Source organism: Dyadobacter sp. CY351, assembly GCF_021502625.1.
Classification (GTDB): domain Bacteria; phylum Bacteroidota; class Bacteroidia; order Cytophagales; family Spirosomataceae; genus Dyadobacter; species Dyadobacter chenhuakuii.
The window spans coordinates 110,621-131,991 of sequence record NZ_JAKFFU010000003.1 but is presented as its reverse complement, the minus strand read 5'-3'; the positions used below and the strand labels follow the sequence as shown (position 1 = coordinate 131,991).

Sequence of the window (21,371 nt, the reverse complement as noted above, 5' to 3'; positions counted from 1 at the left end):
TTCGCAAGTGCTAACCTTCACAAGTATATGTCAGCAGCGGTTACAAAAAACGAGGCAGATTTCCGGCTAGAATAATTTTTTTATTTCCAAATTAATTCGCGATCGGAAGCGATTATTTTTGGAAACATGCACGTTAAGATTACATTTGTCAAAATGCCCATAACTCCTGGGATTGAGATTTGCTTTATAAAAAGGAGTGCAAGAAACTAAATACAACCATGAGCCAGGAACAACTGCTGACCGCCGATTATATTGATTCTCAGATAGGAAATGTAATCGAATATTATATCCGCTGGGATTTTGAAGAAGATCCTTTTTTCGGGAAAGCAAGGATAAAAGGCTTGGTAGATGATGACTTTGGCAAGTTGAAAATAATCTGTGACGTGATTGAAGGAAGCGATCTGGAACTGGCCTACGAGGAAGAAGAAGTGTTCATGTTTTCCGACAACCACCCGATTTATGCCGGAACATTGCCAGAAATATATTCTGCCAACTGGGTAAGTACCGATGGCAAGAAGAAAAAACAGATCTTCATTTCCCCGCCCAACGAGAATGCAAAAGAGTTTGCGATTGCGCAGACAAACAGCAAAGTTGTTGTAAAGAGGATTTATTAATTAATTAAAATAAAAATCGGCTTAACCTATCTGTAACAAGCGGTTAAGCCGATTTTTTTATGCCTTTGAATGTAAATTTCAATGACCCGTTTCTAGTTTTTGACAATCTTCTTCGTCAGCACGCGATCTGTAAACTCTGCTTTAACAATGTACAACCCACTGGCATAGTTCGTCAGGTCGAAGTCGTACACATTGCTGCTTACTTCTCCGGCTATCCGCTGTTCGGCAATTTTTTGTCCCGAAACATTATAAATGGAAACAGACCTTAATCCTTCGGGCCGCGGATAGAACTGTACTGAGACTTTTCCACTCGTCGGGTTTGGCGTTACCAGGAACCCGGCTTCTTTCAGATTCGGATTAATGGTCACCGTCCGGATATTGATGTCATCCAGGAATATATCATTCTCATTTCCATTGGAGTTTACAAATGCAATAAGCACTTCGCCCTGGTTGATGAAACTGGTAATGTTGATCTCTTCACTGCGCCATTCATTAGTAGCGGGCCTGAATGCAGTTCGCGTGGCGGCTGTCCTGGTCACCAGTGAAGGCCCCCATTTTTTATAAACGCTGGTGTAAGTCTGCCCGCAATCGGTGCTGACCATTACTTGCAATGTATCCCAGACATTGCCTTCCACCGTTGAATTGGTATAGGTCGCCGCCGCCAGCTGGAATGACACATAGGCCGAATCTGTGCCCGCAATGTTGACGGTTGGAGATCTCAGGTAATCGCGCTCGCCAATGGCCTCGTTGCCAAAGTTGGAGATCTTTACAGATGCAGCGCCGGTTTTGGCAGCGGTTGTCGTTTTCTCCCAGGTCGTGCCTGCGTCTTCATTCACAATATCCCAGCCTTGTGGCGGGAATAAGCTTTCGAAGCTTTCCACAACCGGTGCAGCGAACGGTTCATAATATATAAAGGTCAGACTTTGCTCGTCATTGGCCGTATTTTCATCCGCAGCGCCGTTCGGGTTGGAAGTGGTGATGGTAAGGATATGATTTCCTTCCACGGTGGAAAGTGCACCCAGATTTACAGTTGTTTCGTCAAATGTCGCTAATGAACCCGTCCACCTGAAAGTCTGCACGGTGCCGTTGTCAATCACTGCATTAAAATTCACAGAAGTAAGTGTTTCTTTTCCCCGGTTTTCCAGCACAACCTGAGGTGTGAATGAATTGGCGCAAATCCGCTGGTCAGGCCTTGTGATGGCTTTAAGGGAAGCGTCTTTGTTTTTCAGGTTCAAGGGCGTGCAGGCATCCGAGCTTGCCAGGGACAACCGGGACAGATTAAATGATTCATCCATCCGCACCACTTGCCCTTTCGTGAACATAATCAGGCAGTTGTCGGAAGTATAGTCCATGTAATTCTGATACATGATGCCCGGCGCGGTCTGGGTACAATTGTCTGTCTGGATGCCTGTTGGACATGTGCCTGTGCTGTTGCCCTGGTTTGGCGTGTCGTCCACCTGGTCTGTTCCGTTGCAGCTGCCATTGTCGTCGCCCCAGATGTGATACAGATTGAAAAAGTGTCCCAGTTCGTGTGTCAGGGTTTTTCCGGCATTATAACCGGCCACATTTCCACCTGGCAAGCTGCCAAAGTCAATCACCACGCCTTGTTCATCGGGCACGCCGTCATCCGGGAATGTGGCATATCCCAGTGTCCCGCCCGACAGGTCGCAGATCCAGATATTAAGGTAACGATCTGTGTCCCAAGCCGTAGCGCCGCCTGTCTCAGCATGTTTTACCAAATTTGTGGTATAGTCAAAATTTGCGCGGGAAGTTGGGTACCGCTCGATCCCGGTTGTAGGTGTTTCATCGGGTGTACGCTGCGCCAGACAGAACTGGATTCCCGACTGCCCGAACAGTGCCCTGAAATGCGACGGAACGCGGCTCGCGCTTCCGTTAACACCCGCATAATCTGCGTTAATCGTGTCAAGCTGCGCCAGGATCTGTTCATCGGTGATGAGTGACTGCCTGTTTGATACAACATGAAAAACCACAGGAATAGTAACATTCGCTGTGGTTTTTAAAGACTTTCCTGTCACATTCCGCTGCCGGATCGCTTGTTTGAGGCGCAGCTCCCGCTGGTCAAACATGATTTTGAGTGCCGGCTGCCTCGTGAAGCGCATATTAAGTAAATCCATGGTGCTGCATCTATCCTGCGCGCGTACGTAAGCGCTTTGGGTCAGTAAAAATGCAATGAGCAGGCTGCTAACAATGTATTTTAATCGCAGTAAAAAGTATCGCATCGGGAAAATTCCGGGAATCAGATTGATATAAAAAAACTGGTTTGTAATTAAAGCAACACCGGTTCATGAATACTTACGTAAAAAAACCAGCAAGTGATGCGAATTCTTAGTTATTTAATTTGTTTTACCTAAAATCATACCCGCTAATCTGATCATGTCAGAACCTGCTGTTTTACCGGTACGCAAGATAATCCATATTGATATGGATGCCTTTTACGCGTCCGTTGAGCAGCGCGATTTTCCGGAATATCGGGGTAAGCCGCTTGCTGTCGGGGGCTCGCCTACGGGCCGCGGTGTGGTGGCCACTGCCAGTTATGAGGCCCGGAAATTCGGAGTAAGGTCGGCTATGTCCTCGCGCAAGGCCATCCAGCTGTGTCCCGGCATCATCTTCGTCCCGCCGCGTTTTGAGGTTTACAAGGCCGTTTCCACGCATATCAGAGAGATTTTCTCGCGCTATACCGATCTGATCGAACCACTTTCGCTGGATGAGGCATTTCTGGACGTTACAGAGGACAAGCTGGGCATCGGCTCAGCCCTGGATATTGCGGAACAGATCAAAACAGCGATTAAAACGGAGCTCAACTTAACTGCTTCTGCCGGGATCTCGGTCAATAAATTCGTGGCAAAAATCGCGTCGGACATTAATAAACCCGACGGTCTGACATTCATAGGGCCCTCCAAAGTGGAAGCATTTATCAATGCGCTGCCGGTCGAAAAATTTTTCGGAGTAGGCAAAGTCACAGCCGATAAAATGAAGCGGATGCAGCTTTTCACTGGTGGTGATCTCAAAAAATTACCTGAAAACGAGCTGGTCCGGCATTTCGGAAAAACAGGACATTTCTTTTACAAGATCGTGCGGGGAATTGATAACCGGGAAGTGCAAACGGAACGGGAAACCAAGTCGCTGGGTGCGGAAGATACATTCATGTACGACCTCTCCACCATTGACGAAATGCATAAGGAGCTGGATAAGATCGGTGTTACGGTTTTCAACCGGCTGCGCAAAAAACAGCTCAAAGGCCGCACCATTACATTAAAAATAAAGTATAGCGACTTCACCCAGATCACCCGGAACCATTCATTCGGCTCGCCCGTGGACGACCTGGACATTATCCTTGAAACGGCGAAAGATCTTATGGCGAAAGTAGACCTGGAAGAAAAATCCGTGCGCCTGCTGGGCATTTCGCTGTCCAACTTCGGGGAGCTGGAAATCCGGTCGCGAAGAGCAAAAGACTCAGGCCAGCTCGAATTGTTCGGCTGACCTGCATTGTATTATAGCAGCAATGCGTCGACCCGGTGCGCCTGCACTTTTCCTTCACAGGGAGCCCAGGAAAAAATCGTAAAGCGTCCGTCCTGCGACGCAACGAGCGCAATAGCATCGCGCTGATCGTACACAAATTGTGCTGCAGACAAGTGCCTCGTGCCTCCATGCTGCACCGGGTGCATAACCTGGCCCACGTTCCCTATAACGGGCTCCGTTACCAGCATTTCCTCCACCGGCCGACCTTCCGCAGTCCGCCCGATCTTGGCCCCGAAAGCCAGCAATTCATATTTATCATTGATGATCGTTGCGCCGTCCACGGCGGTCAACCCGGCCAGGCCGTTTATAGCCGAGCTCAATTGTGACTGCCAGCCGATCGGGTTGGGATCTTCTATGTATTTTCTGTTCAGTTCTGCCAGCTCGGAAAATGAAGGTTGAACGTGATAGGTAATCGGGTGAATGATGGATTTTCTCCAATCGTCCTTTCCGTTGGGCACAACCAGTAAGATGCCTCCCCGCTCGTGGGCGCGCATAGAAACCGCCAGCTGAACCAGCAGGTTAAGCGAATCGCTCCACAATGTCGAAGAAGTAAATCCGATCATGGAATTAATAACCGAAGGGCAATCACGCGCCCTGCCGCTATTCTCGTCCACAATTTTCACCTGATCTCCCTTCAGAACAGCGACATTAACAAACTTACCGAAGCCATCCACACGCCTGTGCTTGATCACGAGCATCCCTGGCTCGACCACTTCGAGCACAAAACACAGCCCCGGGATGACCCTTGTGGTTCCCCAGATGCACAGCTCATTGCCTTCCATCCATACACCCAGATGTATCCCCGAGCGTTCCACCGCAGGAGCGAGCTTGGTAAGCGTATTGGCTGATAATGTGAGCCTTTCACTGAAAATCAGGGGGCTTTCGGCATCTTCGGGCGGCAGGAATGCTATGGAAACTTTGGGGGAACGCCCCTCTTCCCTTCGCAGGCTTGCCCAAAAAGTTGTATCAATAATGGTTTCAATCGTCCGGGCGTCGGGCTTAGGAGCCAGTTCCTGATCGTAATGGCTCCTTACAGATTCGTGGTGGCGCTCGAAATGGCTTTCGACCAGACTGGCCACGCCCCGTGCCGGCTTATACGTTGTGGCGGGAACAGGATCGCCTGCAATCATGTTAGTTCCAGGGTTATTCATCTTCATGCACGGTCACTTAAAATTTTTTGCTGCTGCCAGCGTTCTCATGGCAGTTGCTTCCTGGCAACAGAACGCAGAGTTAAGATAGCAACAAAGAGAAGTGATAAAAAGTTGGATGCTCAATAAGTGCGTATTTTTTTTCACATACTAATAAATTTTTTTCGCCAAAATGCGGCATAGTTAAAGGTGAGTATGAGGCTCTTTCGGCCGCTTAATAATTAGCGATTATGTTTTTTTGACAAATTCTTGCAATTCGATTCCAACCATTTTTAAACTTCTTACGTCGTATAAAACGAAGCTTGAAAGGTAGAAAACGATATTTCGGCTATGAAAATAAAAACAATGGAATCGATGAATGATCTTGGAAAAAACATATCTTGCCTGCATCAAATTAACCAAAATACGTGTATAGATACACGAAATGATAATAATCACATTAACTCTAAGCATAATGCCTGGAAAAGCTAAGTAAAAGACATTTATTTCCACCGGCATCTGCAGTTACTATTCCCTCTTCACCCTTATAAAATTCGGAAACAAAGAACACAGGACCCGGAGTCCTCTAATGACTCTGTGCGCTTGCCAAAAAAAGCCGGACCGTTTTCCGGTGGCCAACGCAGGTTCTTGAAAGTAAGTAAGTGGTTCAATAATTGATGATTGATGCCAGTAAATCTGAAACTAAGGATTTTAATTAAATAGACAACTATCGGGTAAACCATATACTCTACACTTAAATTGTAAGATTGATGAAAAGCATCTCGGTAGTAATTCCGAATTACAACGGAAAGCATTTATTCGAAAAATATTTCGAGAATAATTACAAAATTCTCAATACCCTAGGAACAAAGGTCCAGATCATAATCGTTGATGACGCTTCCAGTGACGATTCAGTAGCATATCTGGAAGAACATTACGGGAATAACATTACCATTATCCGGAAGGAAAAGAACTCGGGATTTTCCCACACCTGCAACCTGGGCATTCAGAAGGCCACCAACGATCTCATTTTCCTGCTTAATACAGACGTTACACTCGAAGAAGGTTATTTTGAAAAACTTTATAAATACTTCGAACTGGAAGACACTTTCGGTGTAATGGGACGCATTATCGGCATGGAAGACGACAACATCCTGGATGCTGCACGTTCGCCGAAGATTCTGGGAAGGAAGATCAAACCAAGCAACTTCTTTTATCTGAAAGATTCCGATACGCTGACACCGACATTCTATCTCTCCGGCGCCATTGCTTTAATGGACACCAGGAAGCTGAAAGCGATCAATGGTTTTAATGAAATGTTCAACCCTTATTACGGCGAAGACCAGGAAATGTCAATCCGTGCGTGGAGACTGGGCTGGAAATGCTATTATGAGCACAATGCAGTTTGCCGCCACGAGGTTTCTGCGAGCACCAAGGGCCATAAGGACAATTATTCTGTCAAAAGGATCTATTTCAGGAACCGTTACTACATGCATCACCTGCATTTGCACGGCATTGACCTGAATCTGTATCATATGCAGGTCATTCTCAGCGACGTGCTCCCCAGCATCATTACACTTCAATTCTATAAAGCACAGGCCTATCTTGACTTCCTGCGGAATATGAACGAACTTTCGGTGAAGAAAACCGCGTTCAAAACCCAGATGAAACATCATAAATCCAACATCGGGATCAATGACGTTATCGAGAACATTAAAATGATGCTTAAATACAAGCAGGTCGTAAAATTATAGTTATTGTCAGCGATTTAAAGCGATAAGCATTAATTTGCACCCTCAACCGGAAATTCTAGGATTTTCGGCTGTTTTACTTTCAGGCGTATGCTAAATATGCCATTTCCACATAATGAAAACATACTTCCGATTACTATCATTTGCCCAGCCCATTGCCAAATTTGCAGTCCCCTATATCTTTTTCACAGTCCTCGGGGTCATTTTCAATACGCTTAACCTTGCACTGCTTGCTCCATTGATGAGCACCCTGTTCAATAACAATAAGGACGGGGCCGAAGTGATACCAAAACCCGATGCCTGGGATGTTACGGGCATGCTAAACTACTACGCACAACAAGCCAACGACGCTTACGGTCCGCATGGCGCATTGCAACTGGTCTGCGCGGTGATCGTTACATCAATCTTACTTTCCAATATTTTTAAATATTTCTCGCAGCGGGTCATGGAAAATCTCCGGATCCACACCTTGCTTAATTTGCGGAAAACTGTTTTTAATAATGTTATGAACCTGCACGCGGGCTATTTCAGCAATCAGCGTAAAGGGGACATTATTTCAAAGATCGCGTCCGATGTGCAGGTTGTCCAGTTTTCGGTGACGGGAACATTGCAGGTTGTTTTTAAGGAGCCCTTGCAGTTGCTGGCTTACATATTCATGCTTTTTGCAACATCCGCCAAGCTTACATTCTTCGCCATCCTCGTTATCCCGATCTCCGCTTTTATCATTTCAAAAATTGTAAAAAGGCTGAAAGAGCAGGCGAAGGAAGCACAGCACCTGTTCGGTTTAATGATCAGCTATCTGGACGAAGCGCTTTCGGGGATCAAGATCATTAAAGCATTCAATGCGACGGAGGACATTAAGGATAAGTTCCACAAAGAAAACATTCGCTATTCCGACCTGGGACGCAAAATGGCGCGCCGGCAGCAGTTGAGCGGGCCCGTTTCTGAATTTTTGGGCGTTACAATGGTGGCGATCATCGTGCTTTATGGCGGCTCGCTGATTCTGGATAACCAGTCCGACCTGAGCGTGTCCAAATTCGTCGCCTATATCGCATTGTTTTCGCAGGTAATGCGTCCTGCCAAGGCGTTAACGGATTCTTTCAGCACCATTCATGCGGGTATAGCAGCCGGCGAAAGGGTTCTGGATCTGATCGATGAAAAACCAGAGATCCAGGACGCACCTGACGCCGTCGACCTGAAAGAATTTAATCATGCACTCACATTAAAGAACGTTTCCTTTGCTTATCAGGCAAAACCGGTTCTCAAATCCGTTAACCTGACCATTCCGAAGGGAAAAACCATTGCACTGGTAGGGCCCTCCGGTGGCGGCAAATCCACACTCATGGACCTGCTCCCGCGCTTTATTGACGCGCAGGAAGGCAGTGTTTCCATCGACGACTGGAATGTAAAACAAGTAAAAATGGAATCACTATGGGCACTTTTCGGGGTTGTGAACCAGGAATCGATGCTTTTTAATGATACGATTTATAATAACATTGCATTTGGAAATCCCAATGCGACGCCTGAAAAAGTGGCCGCTGCGGCGAAGGTGGCCAATGCCCACGATTTCATCATGGAGACCGAAGATGGTTATGATAGCAACATCGGCGACCGTGGGATGAAATTGTCGGGCGGACAGAAACAACGTATCTGCATTGCCAGGGCTGTTTTGAAGAACCCGCCGATCATGTTGCTGGATGAAGCAACTTCTGCACTGGATACGGAATCGGAAAAACTTGTGCAGCAAGCATTGAATAATTTGATGCAAAACAGGACTTCGCTGGTGATCGCGCACAGGCTAAGCACCATTCAGAAAGCAGATTCGATTGTGGTTTTGGAGGATGGTCAGATTGTAGAGCAAGGCAATCATTCGGAGCTCATCGCACGCGAGGGGCTTTACAAGCGACTGATTGATATGCAGCAATTCAGCGATATTTGATGGAAAACAAGCCGCTCATTTCGATAGCATTGTGCACCTACAATGGCAGTGATTTCCTGTCAGAACAGTTGGACTCCATCCTTTCCCAAAGCCTTCAGGACTGGGAGCTGGTAATCGTAGACGACTTTTCGCAAGACGAAACATTGACTATACTAAGCAGCTATGCAGCGCGCGACAACCGTTTTAAGATCCATCGCAATCACCAGAACCTGGGATACAACAAGAATTTCGAAAAGGCGCTGCAACTTTGTGAAGGCGGCTTTATCGCCATCTGCGACCAGGACGATATCTGGCATCCGGATAAGCTGAAATTACAACTCGAAGCGATCCAGAACAATCTGCTGGTTTACCACGATTCGGAATTTATCGACGAATCGGGAAAGTCGATGGACGCCAGGATATCCGACAAATTTGCCTTTTACCGCGGCGACCGGCCCGAGGTTTTTTTGTATTTCAATTGCGTTTCTGGCCACAGTATCTTCATGAAAAGATCGCTGCTTGCCTATGCGCTTCCATTTCCTGAGGGCTTCCATTATGATCAATGGCTTGCATACATTGCCACCAGCAATGGGTCTATTGATTTTGTAGATAAATGCCTGGTCCGTTACCGGCAGCACAAGAAAAATAATACAGACATACTTGCCTTGCGCACGACTTCAAGGTCCACCGGGCAAAAGATTACTGAACTCAAAAGAGAAAGTGAGTGGCTTAAAATTTGCGCAGCGAAAGCTGCCGACAAGTCTGCTTACCTGATTACCAGATTATACAAGCTAAGTCTAGACCGGAATGCTTCCTTTATGAGCATTGCTTACGGCCAGGCTATATGGAAAGACAGAAATTATTTACTGAGGCTTTTGAAAAAAAACAGTTGGAGTAAATTTTTCTTTACCCTAAGAAAAATCTGGGGGCCATTAGCAAAAACGTTCCTTTAATGCATATGACACTCAATTCACCTCCTCATCGGGGCAGTACATCTCCACTCGTATCCATCGCGCTTTGCGTTTATAATGGAGAGAAGTTCCTGAAGGAGCAACTCGACACTCTGGTTAATCAGCGATATCCGAATGTCGAAATCATAGCCGTGGACGATTGCAGCAGCGATGCTTCGCGGGCGATTTTAAAGGATTACCAGCAGCGATATCCTTATTTAAAGGTTTATGAAAATGAGGTGAATCTGGGATATGTAAAAAATTTCGAGAAAGCCATCACGCTCTGCAAAGGAGAATTTATTGCGTTATCGGATCAGGACGACACCTGGAATCTCGACAAGATCCAGATCATGCTGGACAATATAGGAACGCACAAGCTGGTTTACCACGATTCCCGGTTTATGGAAGACGGCGGAAAGCTGCTGGACCTGAAAATGTCGAGCATCATCAATTTGTATAGCGGCGATCAACCCGAAGTTTTCTATTTTTTTAACTGCGTTTCAGGTCACAGCTTATTTTTTAAGCGCGAGCTCGTCGCTGATATTCTTCCCTTCGACGCGGATCACTTTCATGACCATTGGATCGCATATGTCGCTGTTAATCTGGGTACAATCCAGTATGTCGACATTCCGCTTGTGAATTACCGGCAGCACCCGAAAACCTCGACCGATATCCTTAACAAGCGGAAAAAGATCAGGAAAAAATACCACGAGAACCGCGATATCAAGAAATTGAGACGCGATTTGAAATGGATCAAATACTGCGCAACATTTAAAAAGAACAGAAACCCGGAATTCCTCAACCGACTGGTCGAATTGTTTGAAAGGCGGCTTGACACCTGGATATCATTCGGTTACGCGCGACTCATCGGCAGGCATTTCGACATTTTATACTACATTCAAAAATACCGCAAAGCCAGCAAGCGTGCGTTTGTTTACCGCCAGATCTGGGGATTGAAAGCGAAATTGTTCTGGGCCAGATATTTCAGCTTTTTTGGGAAAGAGGACGAAGACCCAGCTTCAACCTGAGCAAATGCTGATAGGATTTAAAAAAAAGCTTTTTCCGGATACGCGACTTCCTCATACTCATCAGCATTTTATGGATCTGATAGAAAGAATAGTCCCAGTGGATCATCTTTTCAATCACCGTTTCAAAGCACCGTCTCTCCGTGAGATAAAGCTCCCTGTCGCTAATGTTAGCCGTGGTAAGCGGCAGGATTTTTGACCATTTCCGGTGTAATTTCAGGATTTGATCAAACCATTTTTTATCAAAATTCCCCTCAGAAGCGTGTTTCATTAAGATTTCAAACGTGACCAGCACTTTGTATTCGGGATACACGCTGAGACAAAAATCCAGATCATATCCATGAAACCCCGGCAAGAGCTTAGCGTCGAAGGGAAAGCGCAATGCAATGTCTTTACGCGTGCAAAACCACAAACCATCCACACAAACGACCTGGCTTAATTTCTCCTGCCCTGGATTGTGATATGCATGAATTTCTTCTTTGCTGTTGAATTTAAATCCCTGCAAAACGTTCTGAAATGCGCGCTCCTCATAGTGAAAATCCACCTGATACCAGCCCGAAGGAGCCAGCGACTTATAGCCGCCACCAGCCACACCAAGAATGCCCGCTTGGGCATCATTAGAGAAAATATCAATCACCGGTTGCCCCCAGCCGTGCGTCCTGATCTCCACATCTTCGTGCATATAGCAAATGATGTCATATCTGGCCTGCTGCGTGCCCCAATTGTAAACTTCGCAAATGCCTTTTTTCTCAAAACGATTATCAAAAGCAATGATCTCATGCGCAATGCCGACTGTTTGCGCTATGTTTTCTTTCACAATGGACAGATCCTCCGCGTTGGCTGAACAGATAACGATGGATAACATGTATCAGATTCTGAATAAGTTATGGCTAACATCCATGCAATGCAGGAACAATGCATCTGTAAAGTTAGGGCTTTAAGTAGAAAGTGCACCCCGGAGGTGTTTTAAAGGGGTTACAAACTTTTTCGAACATTGATGAAACACATTTTCCTTTTTCTTTTCCTGCTACTGAACACGTCCGTTTTTGCGCAGGTGAAATTCGCCCGTCTGTTTTCTGATCACGTTGTTTTACAAAGACAAAAGCCCATTCCGGTCTGGGGCTGGGCGAAGCCGGGAGAAAAGGTAAAAGTGACGCTGGCGCAGCAGACATTGCAAGGCAAAGCGGACGCATCCGGCAAATGGATGGTTAAATTTGATCCTATGGAAGCTGGCGGGCCACATAAGCTCAATGTGTCAGCGAAATCGGGACAAGCGGCTGTTAATGATATACTTATCGGTGAAGTGTGGCTTTTGTCCGGGCAATCGAATATAGAATGGCCTGTGTCTGCTGCAAAGGATTTTGAGATTGAAAAACAGAATGCCGATTTCCCGCAAATCCGTCATTTCCGGGTTGAACACAACGTAACATTGCAACCTGAAACCGATCTGACTTCCGGTGAATGGAAAATCTCATCTTCTGAAACCGTCGGTGGATTTTCGGCGATCGGATTTTTCTTTGCGAGGGAAATATATCAAAAACTCAACATTCCTATTGGTCTGCTGCATTCTTCCTGGGGCGGCTCGCAAGTGGAGGGCTGGATCAGTAAGGAAGGCATGCTCGGCGACGATGAGCTGAAAACTTACGCGCAGAATCTGCCCAAAACGTGGCAGGAAGCCGATCTGATGATGGATGCCAAGCTCAGAAAAACGCTCTTCAAAAGTGATTCATTCACGCCGAGTGCAGCAGATGAGCAAAAATACACCAGCGGAAATGCGGACTTTTCAATCTGGATGAAAACGGCCGATCCGGTGGGACAATGGGATTGGAAAGGCGTGATGGGTTATCGTGGAAAGGCCTACATGGGCAAAGAAGTAATGATGACCGCTGATATGATTGGGAAAGAGACCACATTATCCCTGGCGGAGAACGACAGTCCGAACAAGATCTATATCAATGGAAAATTGGTGGGCGAAACCGAATCCAAAGGTGTACGCAAAATCAAAGTCCCTGCCAATACATGGAAAGAAGGCAAAAATCAGCTCGTTATTGCCCATGGAAGCATGGTGGGAACGCCCTGGTTCGGGCCGGGTATGATGGGCAAAGCGACGGATATTTTTGTGGAAGACGGGACGAACAAGATCTCGCTAGCCAAAGATTGGTTCTTGATGCCTTCTTTCGCTGAAAAACACGAGTATGCGCATTTGATGAACAATGTTGGCACGAGCATCTACAATGCAATGATCGTCCCGCTGATCCCTTTTGCCATCCGCGGCTCGCTTTGGTATCAGGGCGAGGCAAACACAATGCGCGCTTACCAATATCGTAAATCGTTCCCTTTGCTGATCAACGACTGGCGTAAACTTTGGAATGATGATTTTTCATTTTACTGGGTGCAGCTTTCAAGCTTTGGAAAGGATGAAGACAGCAATAAAGGAAGTTACTGGGCCGAACTGCGCGAGGCACAAAATATGACATTAAGCCTGCCAAAAACAGGAATGGCCGTGAGTACCGACGTTGGAAATCCAAACGACATTCACCCTACCAACAAGCAGGATGTCGCACACAGGCTTGCAACACAAGCATTGAAAAATGATTACGGACAAAACATCCCCTACGCTTCCCCGCTTTACGACAAAGTACAATTCACTGATGGTAAAGCAGTTGTAACATTCAAGCATGCGGAAAACGGGCTGATGGTTAAAGACCGGTATGGTTATCTCAAAGGATTCGAAATCGCCGGAGACGACAAAGTTTTCTATTATGCCAAAGCGGAGATCAGAGGAAATACAGTGGAAATTTCCCATCCAAAAGTCCCCCGGCCGGCTTCTGTGAGATATGCCTGGTCGGACGCCCCCGAAGAAGCAAACTTATTCAGCACCGATGGATTTCCTGCCAGCAGTTTCCGGACAGATGACTGGACGGGCCGCTCGGTAAATGGCAAATTTCAATAGTCAGCACCTCATAAGCCCTTATATGTTAAAGCCACTTTCAATTTGCATCGCTGCGTCGGCACTGTTCCTGGTTGCCACGCAGCAGCAAAAATTTGAAACAAAACCCGCTCAAAGCACAGAATGGCCCGAATACTTGGGCGGCCCGGACCGTAACCATTACTCGCCGCTCACGCAGATCAACCGCCAGAATGTTTCAAAATTGAAAGTAGCCTGGACTTACGCCATGCCCGATTCGGGACAAACGCAGGTGAATCCGATCATTGTCGACGGCGTTTTATATGGGGTAACCAACATGGTCCAGGCATTTGCTCTGGACGCAGCCACCGGGAAGCAGATCTGGATTTTTGGGGATAAATCAAAAAATGGCTCCAACACAAGCCGCGGGCTTACTTATTGGAGCGACGGCGAGGACAAGCGCATAATGCACGCCATGGGCCCGTTCCTTTACGCGCTGGATGCGAAAACGGGAAAGCCGGTTGAAAGTTTTGGCGACAAAGGAAAAATAGACCTGCGCGCAGGGTTACCCGACATTGCAAAAGACAAATACATGGTTTCCAACACCCCTGGAACCATTTTTGAAGACCTGATCGTCATGCCGGTCCGTCTTTCCGAGGATTCGGATGCAGCACCTGGCGACTTGCGCGCATTCAATGTGCGTACTGGCAAGCTTGTGTGGACCTTTCACACCATCCCTTACCCGGGAGAATTCGGTTACGAAACATTCCCGCCGGATGCTTACAAAAATACATTCACAGGAGCCGCCAACAACTGGGCCGGAACGGCCATCGACCGGGAACGCGGGATCCTGTATGTGCCCACGGGTTCAGCGGGATACGATTTTTATGGTGGTAAAAGAAAAGGTGCAAACCTGTTCGCAAACTGCCTTATCGCACTCGACGCAAGGACCGGGAAGCGCTTGTGGCACTACCAGACCATGCACCACGATATTTGGGACCGCGACCTGCCTGCGCCTCCTAACCTGATCACCGTCACAAAGAAAGGCCCGGACGGACAACCCATGAAAATCGACGCCGTCGCACAAGTCAGCAAGCAGGGATATGTTTTCATTTTTGACCGTGTTACAGGAAAACCATTGTTTCCGATACGCGAAGTAACCGCGCCCAAAGACGCATTACCAGGCGAATTCCCATGGCCGACACAGCCCGTTCCTACCAAACCAGCCTCCTATGCAAGGCAAGCTTACACATTGACAGAGAAGGACATAAGCCCTTACGCGCCGGATCGGGATTCTTTGGTTATCAAATTTAAAAGTTACAAGAAAGCATTGTTTGCCGCGCCCAGCAAGGAAGGGACCATCATTCTCCCAGGCTTTGACGGCGGCGCGGAATGGGGCGGTGCAGCAGCTGATCCCGAAGATGGTATCATGTATGTCAACAGCAACGAAATGGCCTGGATACTCACCATGAAAGACACGCCGAAAGCGAGCGAAATGACCAATCTGAGTCCCGGAGAGAAAGTTTACACCACCAATTGTGTAACCTGCCACGGGCCGCAGCGCAAAGGCAACGCCAAAAGCGGTTACCCCTCGCTGGTCAACATCGGCGCCCGCCGCGACCGTGCATTCGTAAGCCAGATCATTACTTCCGGGAAGGGAATGATGCCGGGTTTTACAACGCTTTCTGCTGATGAAAAACAGGCACTTGTTGCCTTTTTATTCGACGAAGAGAAAGTGGAAGCCACCTCTGTTGCGACAACTTCCAATAAAGTGTATCTGCCTTACCAGAGCACGGGTTATAACAAATTCCTCGATGCCAACGGCCTTCCTGCGATTTCGCCGCCTTGGGGAACATTGAATGCCATTAATCTCAACACCGGGGAATTCCTGTGGCGCATTCCTTTCGGCGAAGTGGAATCCCTGAAAAAGCAGGGATATCCCACAACCGGAACAGAAAATTACGGCGGACCGGTCGTGACAGCGAGCGGCTTATTGTTCATAGCAGCGACAAAAGACGGAAAATTTAGGGTGTTTGATAAGAAAAATGGCAAGCTGCTTTGGGAAACACTGCTTCCGGCAGCCGGCTTCGCAACGCCTTCCACTTACGCAGTCAACGGCAGGCAGTTCGTAGTAATCGCCTGCGGCGGAACCAAGCTGGGGACGAGGAAGGGCAATCAATATGTAGCTTTTGCATTGGAATGATAAAAATTTCCACTTCCGGTTTCGGAAGCTTAATGTTTGAAATTATCCGGTTCACCGCATTGCCTGTCCGCGTTTTGACCTAAAATTGAAACCTTAGTGCTTGTTAACTACACCTTTCTATTAAACTGAATGTATACCGCCCGAGAAATTAAACTGGGGATCGTTATGTCCTTCGCATGGAGGCCGATCCTGATCTTTTTTGCTTACGCCACATTACTCTGCACGTTGAGTTATATTTCCGGCATTACGCTCGGCATCTCCTTCGTTCCGATCGGGTTGATTGGTACGGCTGTGGCATTTTATGTGGGTTTTAAAAACAACTCTTCTTATGAAAGGCTTTGGGAAGCGAGGCGCATCTGGGGTGCCATTGTCAACGCCAGCCGGAGCTGGGGAACATTCTCAGCCACTTACATTCAGCCCTTACCCGATGATCCTGAGCATAATGTGAAGGAAATAAGCACTACGCTCATTCACAGGCACATTGCTTATATCAATGCAGTACGGTTACAGTTGCGCGCAAAAAGCGTTTGGGATGATAAACATTCCATCGCGCACCACGTGGTGGCCGACCAGCGCGATCCGGATGAATTTCCACTTTTGCATACATTAAACGGCCTTTTGCCCGGCGATGAAGTAGCGTATTATTTATCCAAAAAAAATCCCGCAACGCATATCCTTAAAGCACAGGCGAAGCAGCTTGATGCTGTTTTCCGTAAAGGCGCGATCAATGAGCTGTTTTACTTTCATATGATGAATGTGATTCAGGAATTTTACAACCAGCAGGGCGCTGCCGAAAGGATCAAAAACTTCCCGTTTCCACGCCAGTATGCCTTTTTCTCCAAAGTTTTTGTCTGGCTTTTTCTCGCCATTTTACCTTTCGGACTCATCGGCGAATTCGCTAAACTGGGCGAAAATCTGGTATGGCTTGCGATCCCGAGCTATATCATCATCGGCTGGGTGTTTTACACCATGGAAGTCGTGGGTGACACGAGCGAAAACCCATTCGAGAATGCGATCAACGATGTTCCAATGACAGCGATTTGCCGCACCATTGAAATTGATCTCCGCGAAATGCTGAATGAGGAAAACATTCCGGCGCCCATCAAGGCTGTTAATAACATATTAATGTAGAAGGAATGAGCTGGAAACGCGCCTGGCTATTGCCTACGCGCTGTTTCGTTCATCTACCTGATGCTTCACGCCTTCAAGATCCATCACTGGCTTTTCATTCCCCATCAGGAAAGCCAGTGATTTGGTATGAGGCAAATATTGAAATGCGACCCGCAAAATCCCTGTGATCGGAATGGCGATTATAGCTCCCGCAACGCCCCAAAGCACGCCGAATGCAACAACCGAAGTAATGGTCATGAACGGGTTAAGATCCACTTCTTTCCCAACAACATAAGGCTGGGTGATGTAATTATCGATCATCTGGGCAGCAAACATGACTATGACCACAACCAAAACGCTCGACGGACCGCCTGAAACCAAGGCTAACAAAGCTGCCAATCCACCTCCTATCGCATTTCCCACGTAAGGAATAAATGAGAAAACCGCCGCAATCAGCGCCAGCAAAAATGCATATTTAACGCCTCCGATCATAAAACCGGTTCCGTAAAGGATGGCAAGGATGATCATTGCCTTTAACATTCCGTAGAAATAGCCGCCGGATGTTTTGCGAATATCTTTCAGGGCTTTACGCACGCGCACATGGTCCTGTTTAGGGAAATTAATTAAGATAAACTCCTTAAAACGCTCCCGCTGCGAAAGCAACAGCACTACATATACGATAATAAGGATAACATTGGCAATGGCCCCTCCTACCGAACCAATGGCCGCCGGACTTCCGCTTCCCAGCTTGGACACCATTGTTTTCGCCTGAGCAAGCTGCTCGTCGGGATCCAGCCCTGTCTTGTCTTCTATAAATTTTTGTCCGTCTTCCAGATACTGCACTGACTTTTTCTCAATTTCCGGCCAGTCCTTGGATATCATCTTAACCTGAATGGTAATCAGCGATCCCAGAAAAACCAGGAACAGCAGCAATGTTACCGTGCTCCCGGCAACTGCCCAGCCCTTGGCAAGGCCTTTCAACATCAGCCAGTCCATTATCGGAATGAGCATCATGGAAAGAACTGCGCCGATAGCAAGTGGCGCGAGAAAGGTTTTGCCAAAATACAAACCAGCTGGAATGGCAATCAGTAATAATACCCAAACGAGGATCTTGGAGACGTTTTCCTTCATAGAGAATAAGTTTTCAGGGAAAGCTAAAAAATCATTCCAAGCCTCCGATCCACATTATACGTCTCCAAATTCGTTTAATTTGAAGGTTATTCGAGACTGCTGGCAAATTCCAGCACTTTTTTCAGATCTGCTTCTTTCTCGAAACTGGTCTCGTTCTCACGGAGGTATTCGTTAAGCTTCCTTTTGTTTTTGGGATAAATTTTGAGAAGATTGGGCCGCGTGGCAAACATAACGCGCTCATTTTTATCTATTAAAAAGAAAATGGATCTTCGCTTTAAGATCACTTTGACATTACTCTCCAAATTTTGCAAGTTGCCATTTTGATTTACGAATGAGGAATAACTCGAAATCGCAGAAGTAGCCGAATATTGCTCATAGGAAGCATATTTCTCATTGCCCATCCGGACCAGAAACTGCTTTTTACCCAATCTCACACCACTATAATCCCGGATTGCATGCACGTGGCCATGGCCTTTGGCAAAAAAATAAAGATTATCCCCCACGAAGATTTTGCTGATAAACGAATTATCGTTGAACATCAGCGTATCTTTTTTGGCGTCTATAAACAACACCTCGCCATGAACCAGACTGTAATTCATTTGCGCTTTGGAGGTCTTTCCATTGCGGAAAAGCACATGCCCGTCCTGAAACTTGTCAAACTGGTAACGTTCTGTGAAGGGTATCACCTTCGTGACGTCAGAGCCGTTCTTGACCCGATAAATATCGTTGATCTGCCCGCGTACTAGATTTCCAGAAAACAGCAGTACGAAAAGCAGAGACCAGGTTTTCATGAAGATCCGGGGAAAGGTTTTATTTCAATATTTCATTATAAATTTAGACAATTCGAACAAATATTTCTTTGTTTAATTTAAACCTACTCTTCCCAGCCGGAGAGATATGAACCTTCCTCTGTTTTCACAGAACTCTCCACAGCAGCGTTAATCGTCTGCAATTCCTCAGCTGTCAGGTTTCGCCATTTTCCGGTGGGCAAATCATCCAGTGTAACATTCATGATCCTGACCCGTTTCAGTTTCGTCACGCGATAGCCCAGATATTCGCACATGCGCCGGATCTGGCGGTTCAGGCCCTGGGTCAGGATAATGGTGAAAAAATGGCTGCTTTCCTTTTTGACGTAACACTTTTTGGTAATCGTGCCCAGGACGGGAACGCCGGCCGACATTTTAGCGACAAATTCAGGCGTTATTTGCTTATCGACGGTTACCACATATTCCTTTTCGTGGTTGTTTCCGGCCCTTAATATCTTGTTCACAATGTCGCCATCGCTGGTCAGGAAAATAAGCCCTTCGGAAGGTTTGTCCAGTCGGCCAATCGGGAAAATGCGTTCGGGGTGCCGGATGTAATCAATGATGTTTCCCTTTACATCGCGCTCCGTTGTGCACGTGATGCCCACAGGTTTGTTAAATGCAATATAAACCGATGCTTTCCTGACTTTCAGCGGCTTACCATCAATTTTTACTTCATCCTCGGTCGAAGCCTTATCACCCAGAACAGCCGTTCTGCCGTTCAGCATAACGCGGCCTTGTTCCACCAGCTTATCCGCTTCCCGCCTTGAACAAAAACCTGTTTCGCTGATGTATTTATTAATCCTGATCAAAATCTGCTTTTTAAAATATTACTGATCCAGCCCCGAGGGCCGCAATTAAAGAGAAGCAAATTACTGCAATTCGCAAAAATTATCCTGTTTTTATTAAAGATTCCGGCAGCGTGTCACTTTTACGTTACAAGCTGAAATCATTTTAACTCAATTGACGAAATCTGTCCACTTATGAAAAATCGTTTTTTACCATTGGCCGCGCTTTTCTGGCTCTCATTATTAACCGCTATCGCACAGCCCGCAAGGCGCCCTGTGGAAGTGATCGTTACCATGGACCGGGATGACTGGACTTACAAAACCGGCGACAAAGTGCAATTCCTAGTGACTGTGATGAGAAATGGAAATATGGTAAAAAATGCTTCTGTACGCTACGAGATCGGTTTGGAAAAATTGGATCCAACCATTAAGGAAACCAAAACAGCCGCTGACGGCAAACTGACCATTGACGGCGGAACACTCAAAACGCCTGGCTTCCTGAGATGCATTGCATGGGTTACAGTGGACGGAAACGAATATCGCGGCCTGGCCACAGCTGGTTTTGACCCTCAAAAAATTGAACCTACCGTTGCCAACCCACAGGATTTCGACACATTCTGGGCGACGGCTAAACAAGAACTTGCCGCCGTTCCTATGGACGCAAAAATGACGCTCCTGCCCGAACGTTGCACTGAAAAGGTGAATGTGTATCACCTTAACCTGCAAAACAACCGGAAAGGCGTCCGCGTTTATGGTATTCTGAGCATTCCAAAAAAAGAAGGAAAATATCCTGCATTACTGAGGGTTCCCGGCGCAGGCGTGAGAGCTTACTATGGCGATGTAGCCACTGCCGAGAACAACATTATTACACTGGAAATCGGCATTCACGGCATTCCCGTGACAATGGATCCTTCGGTGTATTTGGATATGGGCCAGGGACTTTTGAATGGTTATCCTGCTTATAATATGGATGACCGCGATAAGTTTTATTATAAAAGGGTTTACCTCGGCTGCGTGCGTGCCAACGATTTCCTGACCAGCCTGCCGCAATATGACGGTACCAACCTGGCAGTAACCGGCGGAAGCCAGGGAGGTGCATTATCCATCATCACAGCCGGGCTCGATCCGCGCGTGAAATGGCTGGGCGCATTTTACCCTGCATTGAGCGATGTAACAGGTTACCTGCACGGACGCGCGGGCGGATGGCCGCATTATTTTGATAAGAACGGCGTGAAATGGAATAATACGAAAGAAAAAGTGGCGACGGTGGCTTACTATGATGTGGTGAATTTCGCCAGAAGGGTTAAAGTGCCGGGATTTTATATCTGGGGATATAATGATGAAACCTGCCCTCCTACTTCCATGTACGCGGCCTACAATGTTACCACTGCGCCAAAGGAGCTGAAACTTTTCCTGGACACCGGGCACTGGACCTACCAGGAAGAAAAGGATATCATGAACAACTGGCTGATTGAAAAACTCACGAAAAAATAGTTTAAGAAC

General features: G+C 46.9%; 16 protein-coding genes. 10 read left to right on the top strand and 6 right to left on the bottom strand.

Annotation, left to right across the window (positions count from 1 at the left end; translation table 11 throughout):
• Window positions 1-218 precede the first annotated feature (218 nt).
• Entirely contained in the window at window positions 219-614 is a 396-nt protein-coding gene (locus tag L0660_RS06215; protein WP_026632093.1) for a hypothetical protein, read from the top strand.
• A gap of 92 nt (window positions 615-706) precedes the next feature.
• Here the strand turns inward: L0660_RS06215 and L0660_RS06210 are convergent, their stop codons facing one another.
• Window positions 707-2,854: a M43 family zinc metalloprotease gene (locus L0660_RS06210; RefSeq protein WP_235158630.1), complete on the bottom strand. Its 2,148-nt coding sequence runs from the start codon at window positions 2,852-2,854 to the stop codon at window positions 707-709.
• A 154-nt stretch (window positions 2,855-3,008) separates the two neighbouring features.
• Here L0660_RS06210 and dinB point away from each other — a divergent pair, with 154 nt between their 5' ends.
• Window positions 3,009-4,115: a DNA polymerase IV gene (gene dinB, locus L0660_RS06205; protein ID WP_235158629.1), complete on the top strand. Its 1,107-nt coding sequence runs from the start codon at window positions 3,009-3,011 to the stop codon at window positions 4,113-4,115.
• 11 nt (window positions 4,116-4,126) lie between these two features.
• Here the strand turns inward: dinB and L0660_RS06200 are convergent, their stop codons facing one another.
• On the bottom strand, window positions 4,127-5,311 hold the full coding sequence (locus L0660_RS06200; RefSeq protein ID WP_235158627.1) for a putative sensor domain DACNV-containing protein: 1,185 nt from the start codon (window positions 5,309-5,311) through the stop codon (window positions 4,127-4,129).
• 740 nt (window positions 5,312-6,051) lie between these two features.
• Here L0660_RS06200 and L0660_RS06195 point away from each other — a divergent pair.
• The 4 genes from L0660_RS06195 to L0660_RS06180 all read left to right on the top strand — a co-directional run bounded on the left by L0660_RS06195 (window position 6,052) and on the right by L0660_RS06180 (window position 10,928).
• Window positions 6,052-7,035 carry a glycosyltransferase family 2 protein gene (locus tag L0660_RS06195; protein WP_233798334.1) on the top strand — a complete coding sequence of 328 codons (984 nt, stop codon included), beginning with the start codon at window positions 6,052-6,054 and terminating at the stop codon, window positions 7,033-7,035.
• Window positions 7,036-7,147: 112 nt separating this feature from the next.
• Window positions 7,148-8,971, top strand: coding sequence for an ABC transporter ATP-binding protein (locus L0660_RS06190; RefSeq protein WP_235158626.1), 1,824 nt, complete (start codon window positions 7,148-7,150; stop codon window positions 8,969-8,971).
• On the top strand, window positions 8,971-9,903 hold the full coding sequence (locus L0660_RS06185; protein ID WP_235158624.1) for a glycosyltransferase family 2 protein: 933 nt from the start codon (window positions 8,971-8,973) through the stop codon (window positions 9,901-9,903). The genes L0660_RS06190 and L0660_RS06185 overlap by 1 nt, the downstream gene beginning before the upstream one ends.
• Entirely contained in the window at window positions 9,903-10,928 is a 1,026-nt protein-coding gene (locus tag L0660_RS06180; RefSeq protein ID WP_235158622.1) for a glycosyltransferase, read from the top strand. The genes L0660_RS06185 and L0660_RS06180 overlap by 1 nt, the downstream gene beginning before the upstream one ends.
• Here the strand turns inward: L0660_RS06180 and L0660_RS06175 are convergent.
• On the bottom strand, window positions 10,885-11,790 hold the full coding sequence (locus L0660_RS06175; protein ID WP_235158620.1) for a glycosyltransferase: 906 nt from the start codon (window positions 11,788-11,790) through the stop codon (window positions 10,885-10,887). The two genes, L0660_RS06180 and L0660_RS06175, sit on opposite strands and share 44 nt — an antisense overlap.
• 132 nt (window positions 11,791-11,922) lie before the next feature.
• On the opposite strand from L0660_RS06175, the gene L0660_RS06170 reads away from it, so the two are divergent.
• The 3 genes from L0660_RS06170 to L0660_RS06160 all read left to right on the top strand — a co-directional run bounded on the left by L0660_RS06170 (window position 11,923) and on the right by L0660_RS06160 (window position 17,167).
• Window positions 11,923-13,878, top strand: a complete 1,956-nt coding sequence (locus L0660_RS06170; protein WP_235158619.1) for a sialate O-acetylesterase — start codon at window positions 11,923-11,925, stop codon at window positions 13,876-13,878.
• Window positions 13,879-13,900: 22 nt separating this feature from the next.
• Window positions 13,901-16,036 (top strand): PQQ-binding-like beta-propeller repeat protein, encoded by a 2,136-nt coding sequence (locus tag L0660_RS06165; RefSeq protein ID WP_235158617.1) that lies wholly within the window; start codon window positions 13,901-13,903, stop codon window positions 16,034-16,036.
• Between the two features lie 129 nt (window positions 16,037-16,165).
• The gene (locus L0660_RS06160; RefSeq protein WP_233798327.1) at window positions 16,166-17,167 is read left to right on the top strand and encodes a bestrophin family protein; all 1,002 of its coding nucleotides are present in this window, start codon (window positions 16,166-16,168) and stop codon (window positions 17,165-17,167) included.
• Between the two features lie 33 nt (window positions 17,168-17,200).
• Here L0660_RS06160 and L0660_RS06155 read toward each other — a convergent pair whose 3' ends face one another.
• The 3 genes from L0660_RS06155 to rluF form a co-directional block, all read right to left on the bottom strand.
• Window positions 17,201-18,277, bottom strand: coding sequence for an AI-2E family transporter (locus L0660_RS06155; protein WP_235158616.1), 1,077 nt, complete (start codon window positions 18,275-18,277; stop codon window positions 17,201-17,203).
• 86 nt (window positions 18,278-18,363) lie between these two features.
• Window positions 18,364-19,068, bottom strand: a complete 705-nt coding sequence (locus L0660_RS06150; RefSeq protein ID WP_235158615.1) for a hypothetical protein — start codon at window positions 19,066-19,068, stop codon at window positions 18,364-18,366.
• An 83-nt stretch (window positions 19,069-19,151) separates the two neighbouring features.
• Window positions 19,152-19,892 carry a 23S rRNA pseudouridine(2604) synthase RluF gene (gene rluF, locus L0660_RS06145; RefSeq protein WP_235158614.1) on the bottom strand — a complete coding sequence of 247 codons (741 nt, stop codon included), beginning with the start codon at window positions 19,890-19,892 and terminating at the stop codon, window positions 19,152-19,154.
• Between the two features lie 171 nt (window positions 19,893-20,063).
• On the opposite strand from rluF, the gene L0660_RS06140 reads away from it, so the two are divergent.
• On the top strand, window positions 20,064-21,362 hold the full coding sequence (locus L0660_RS06140; protein ID WP_235158613.1) for an acetylxylan esterase: 1,299 nt from the start codon (window positions 20,064-20,066) through the stop codon (window positions 21,360-21,362).
• Window positions 21,363-21,371 lie beyond the last annotated feature (9 nt).

Excerpts from the sequence above, each read along its gene's own strand:
- L0660_RS06180 (WP_235158622.1), top strand. The coding sequence starts at position 9,903 with ATGCATATGACACTCAATTCACCTCCTCATCGGGGCAGTACATCTCCA.
- L0660_RS06215 (WP_026632093.1), top strand. The coding sequence starts at position 219 with ATGAGCCAGGAACAACTGCTGACCGCCGATTATATTGATTCTCAGATA.
- dinB (WP_235158629.1), top strand. The coding sequence starts at position 3,009 with ATGTCAGAACCTGCTGTTTTACCGGTACGCAAGATAATCCATATTGAT.
- L0660_RS06175 (WP_235158620.1), bottom strand. The coding sequence starts at position 11,790 with ATGTTATCCATCGTTATCTGTTCAGCCAACGCGGAGGATCTGTCCATT.
- L0660_RS06200 (WP_235158627.1), bottom strand. The coding sequence starts at position 5,311 with ATGAAGATGAATAACCCTGGAACTAACATGATTGCAGGCGATCCTGTT.
- L0660_RS06195 (WP_233798334.1), top strand. The coding sequence starts at position 6,052 with ATGAAAAGCATCTCGGTAGTAATTCCGAATTACAACGGAAAGCATTTA.
- L0660_RS06190 (WP_235158626.1), top strand. The coding sequence starts at position 7,148 with ATGAAAACATACTTCCGATTACTATCATTTGCCCAGCCCATTGCCAAA.
- L0660_RS06160 (WP_233798327.1), top strand. The coding sequence starts at position 16,166 with ATGTATACCGCCCGAGAAATTAAACTGGGGATCGTTATGTCCTTCGCA.
- L0660_RS06210 (WP_235158630.1), bottom strand. The coding sequence starts at position 2,854 with ATGCGATACTTTTTACTGCGATTAAAATACATTGTTAGCAGCCTGCTC.
- L0660_RS06165 (WP_235158617.1), top strand. The coding sequence starts at position 13,901 with ATGTTAAAGCCACTTTCAATTTGCATCGCTGCGTCGGCACTGTTCCTG.
- L0660_RS06155 (WP_235158616.1), bottom strand. The coding sequence starts at position 18,277 with ATGAAGGAAAACGTCTCCAAGATCCTCGTTTGGGTATTATTACTGATT.
- L0660_RS06170 (WP_235158619.1), top strand. The coding sequence starts at position 11,923 with ATGAAACACATTTTCCTTTTTCTTTTCCTGCTACTGAACACGTCCGTT.
- L0660_RS06140 (WP_235158613.1), top strand. The coding sequence starts at position 20,064 with ATGAAAAATCGTTTTTTACCATTGGCCGCGCTTTTCTGGCTCTCATTA.
- L0660_RS06150 (WP_235158615.1), bottom strand. The coding sequence starts at position 19,068 with ATGAAAACCTGGTCTCTGCTTTTCGTACTGCTGTTTTCTGGAAATCTA.
- L0660_RS06185 (WP_235158624.1), top strand. The coding sequence starts at position 8,971 with ATGGAAAACAAGCCGCTCATTTCGATAGCATTGTGCACCTACAATGGC.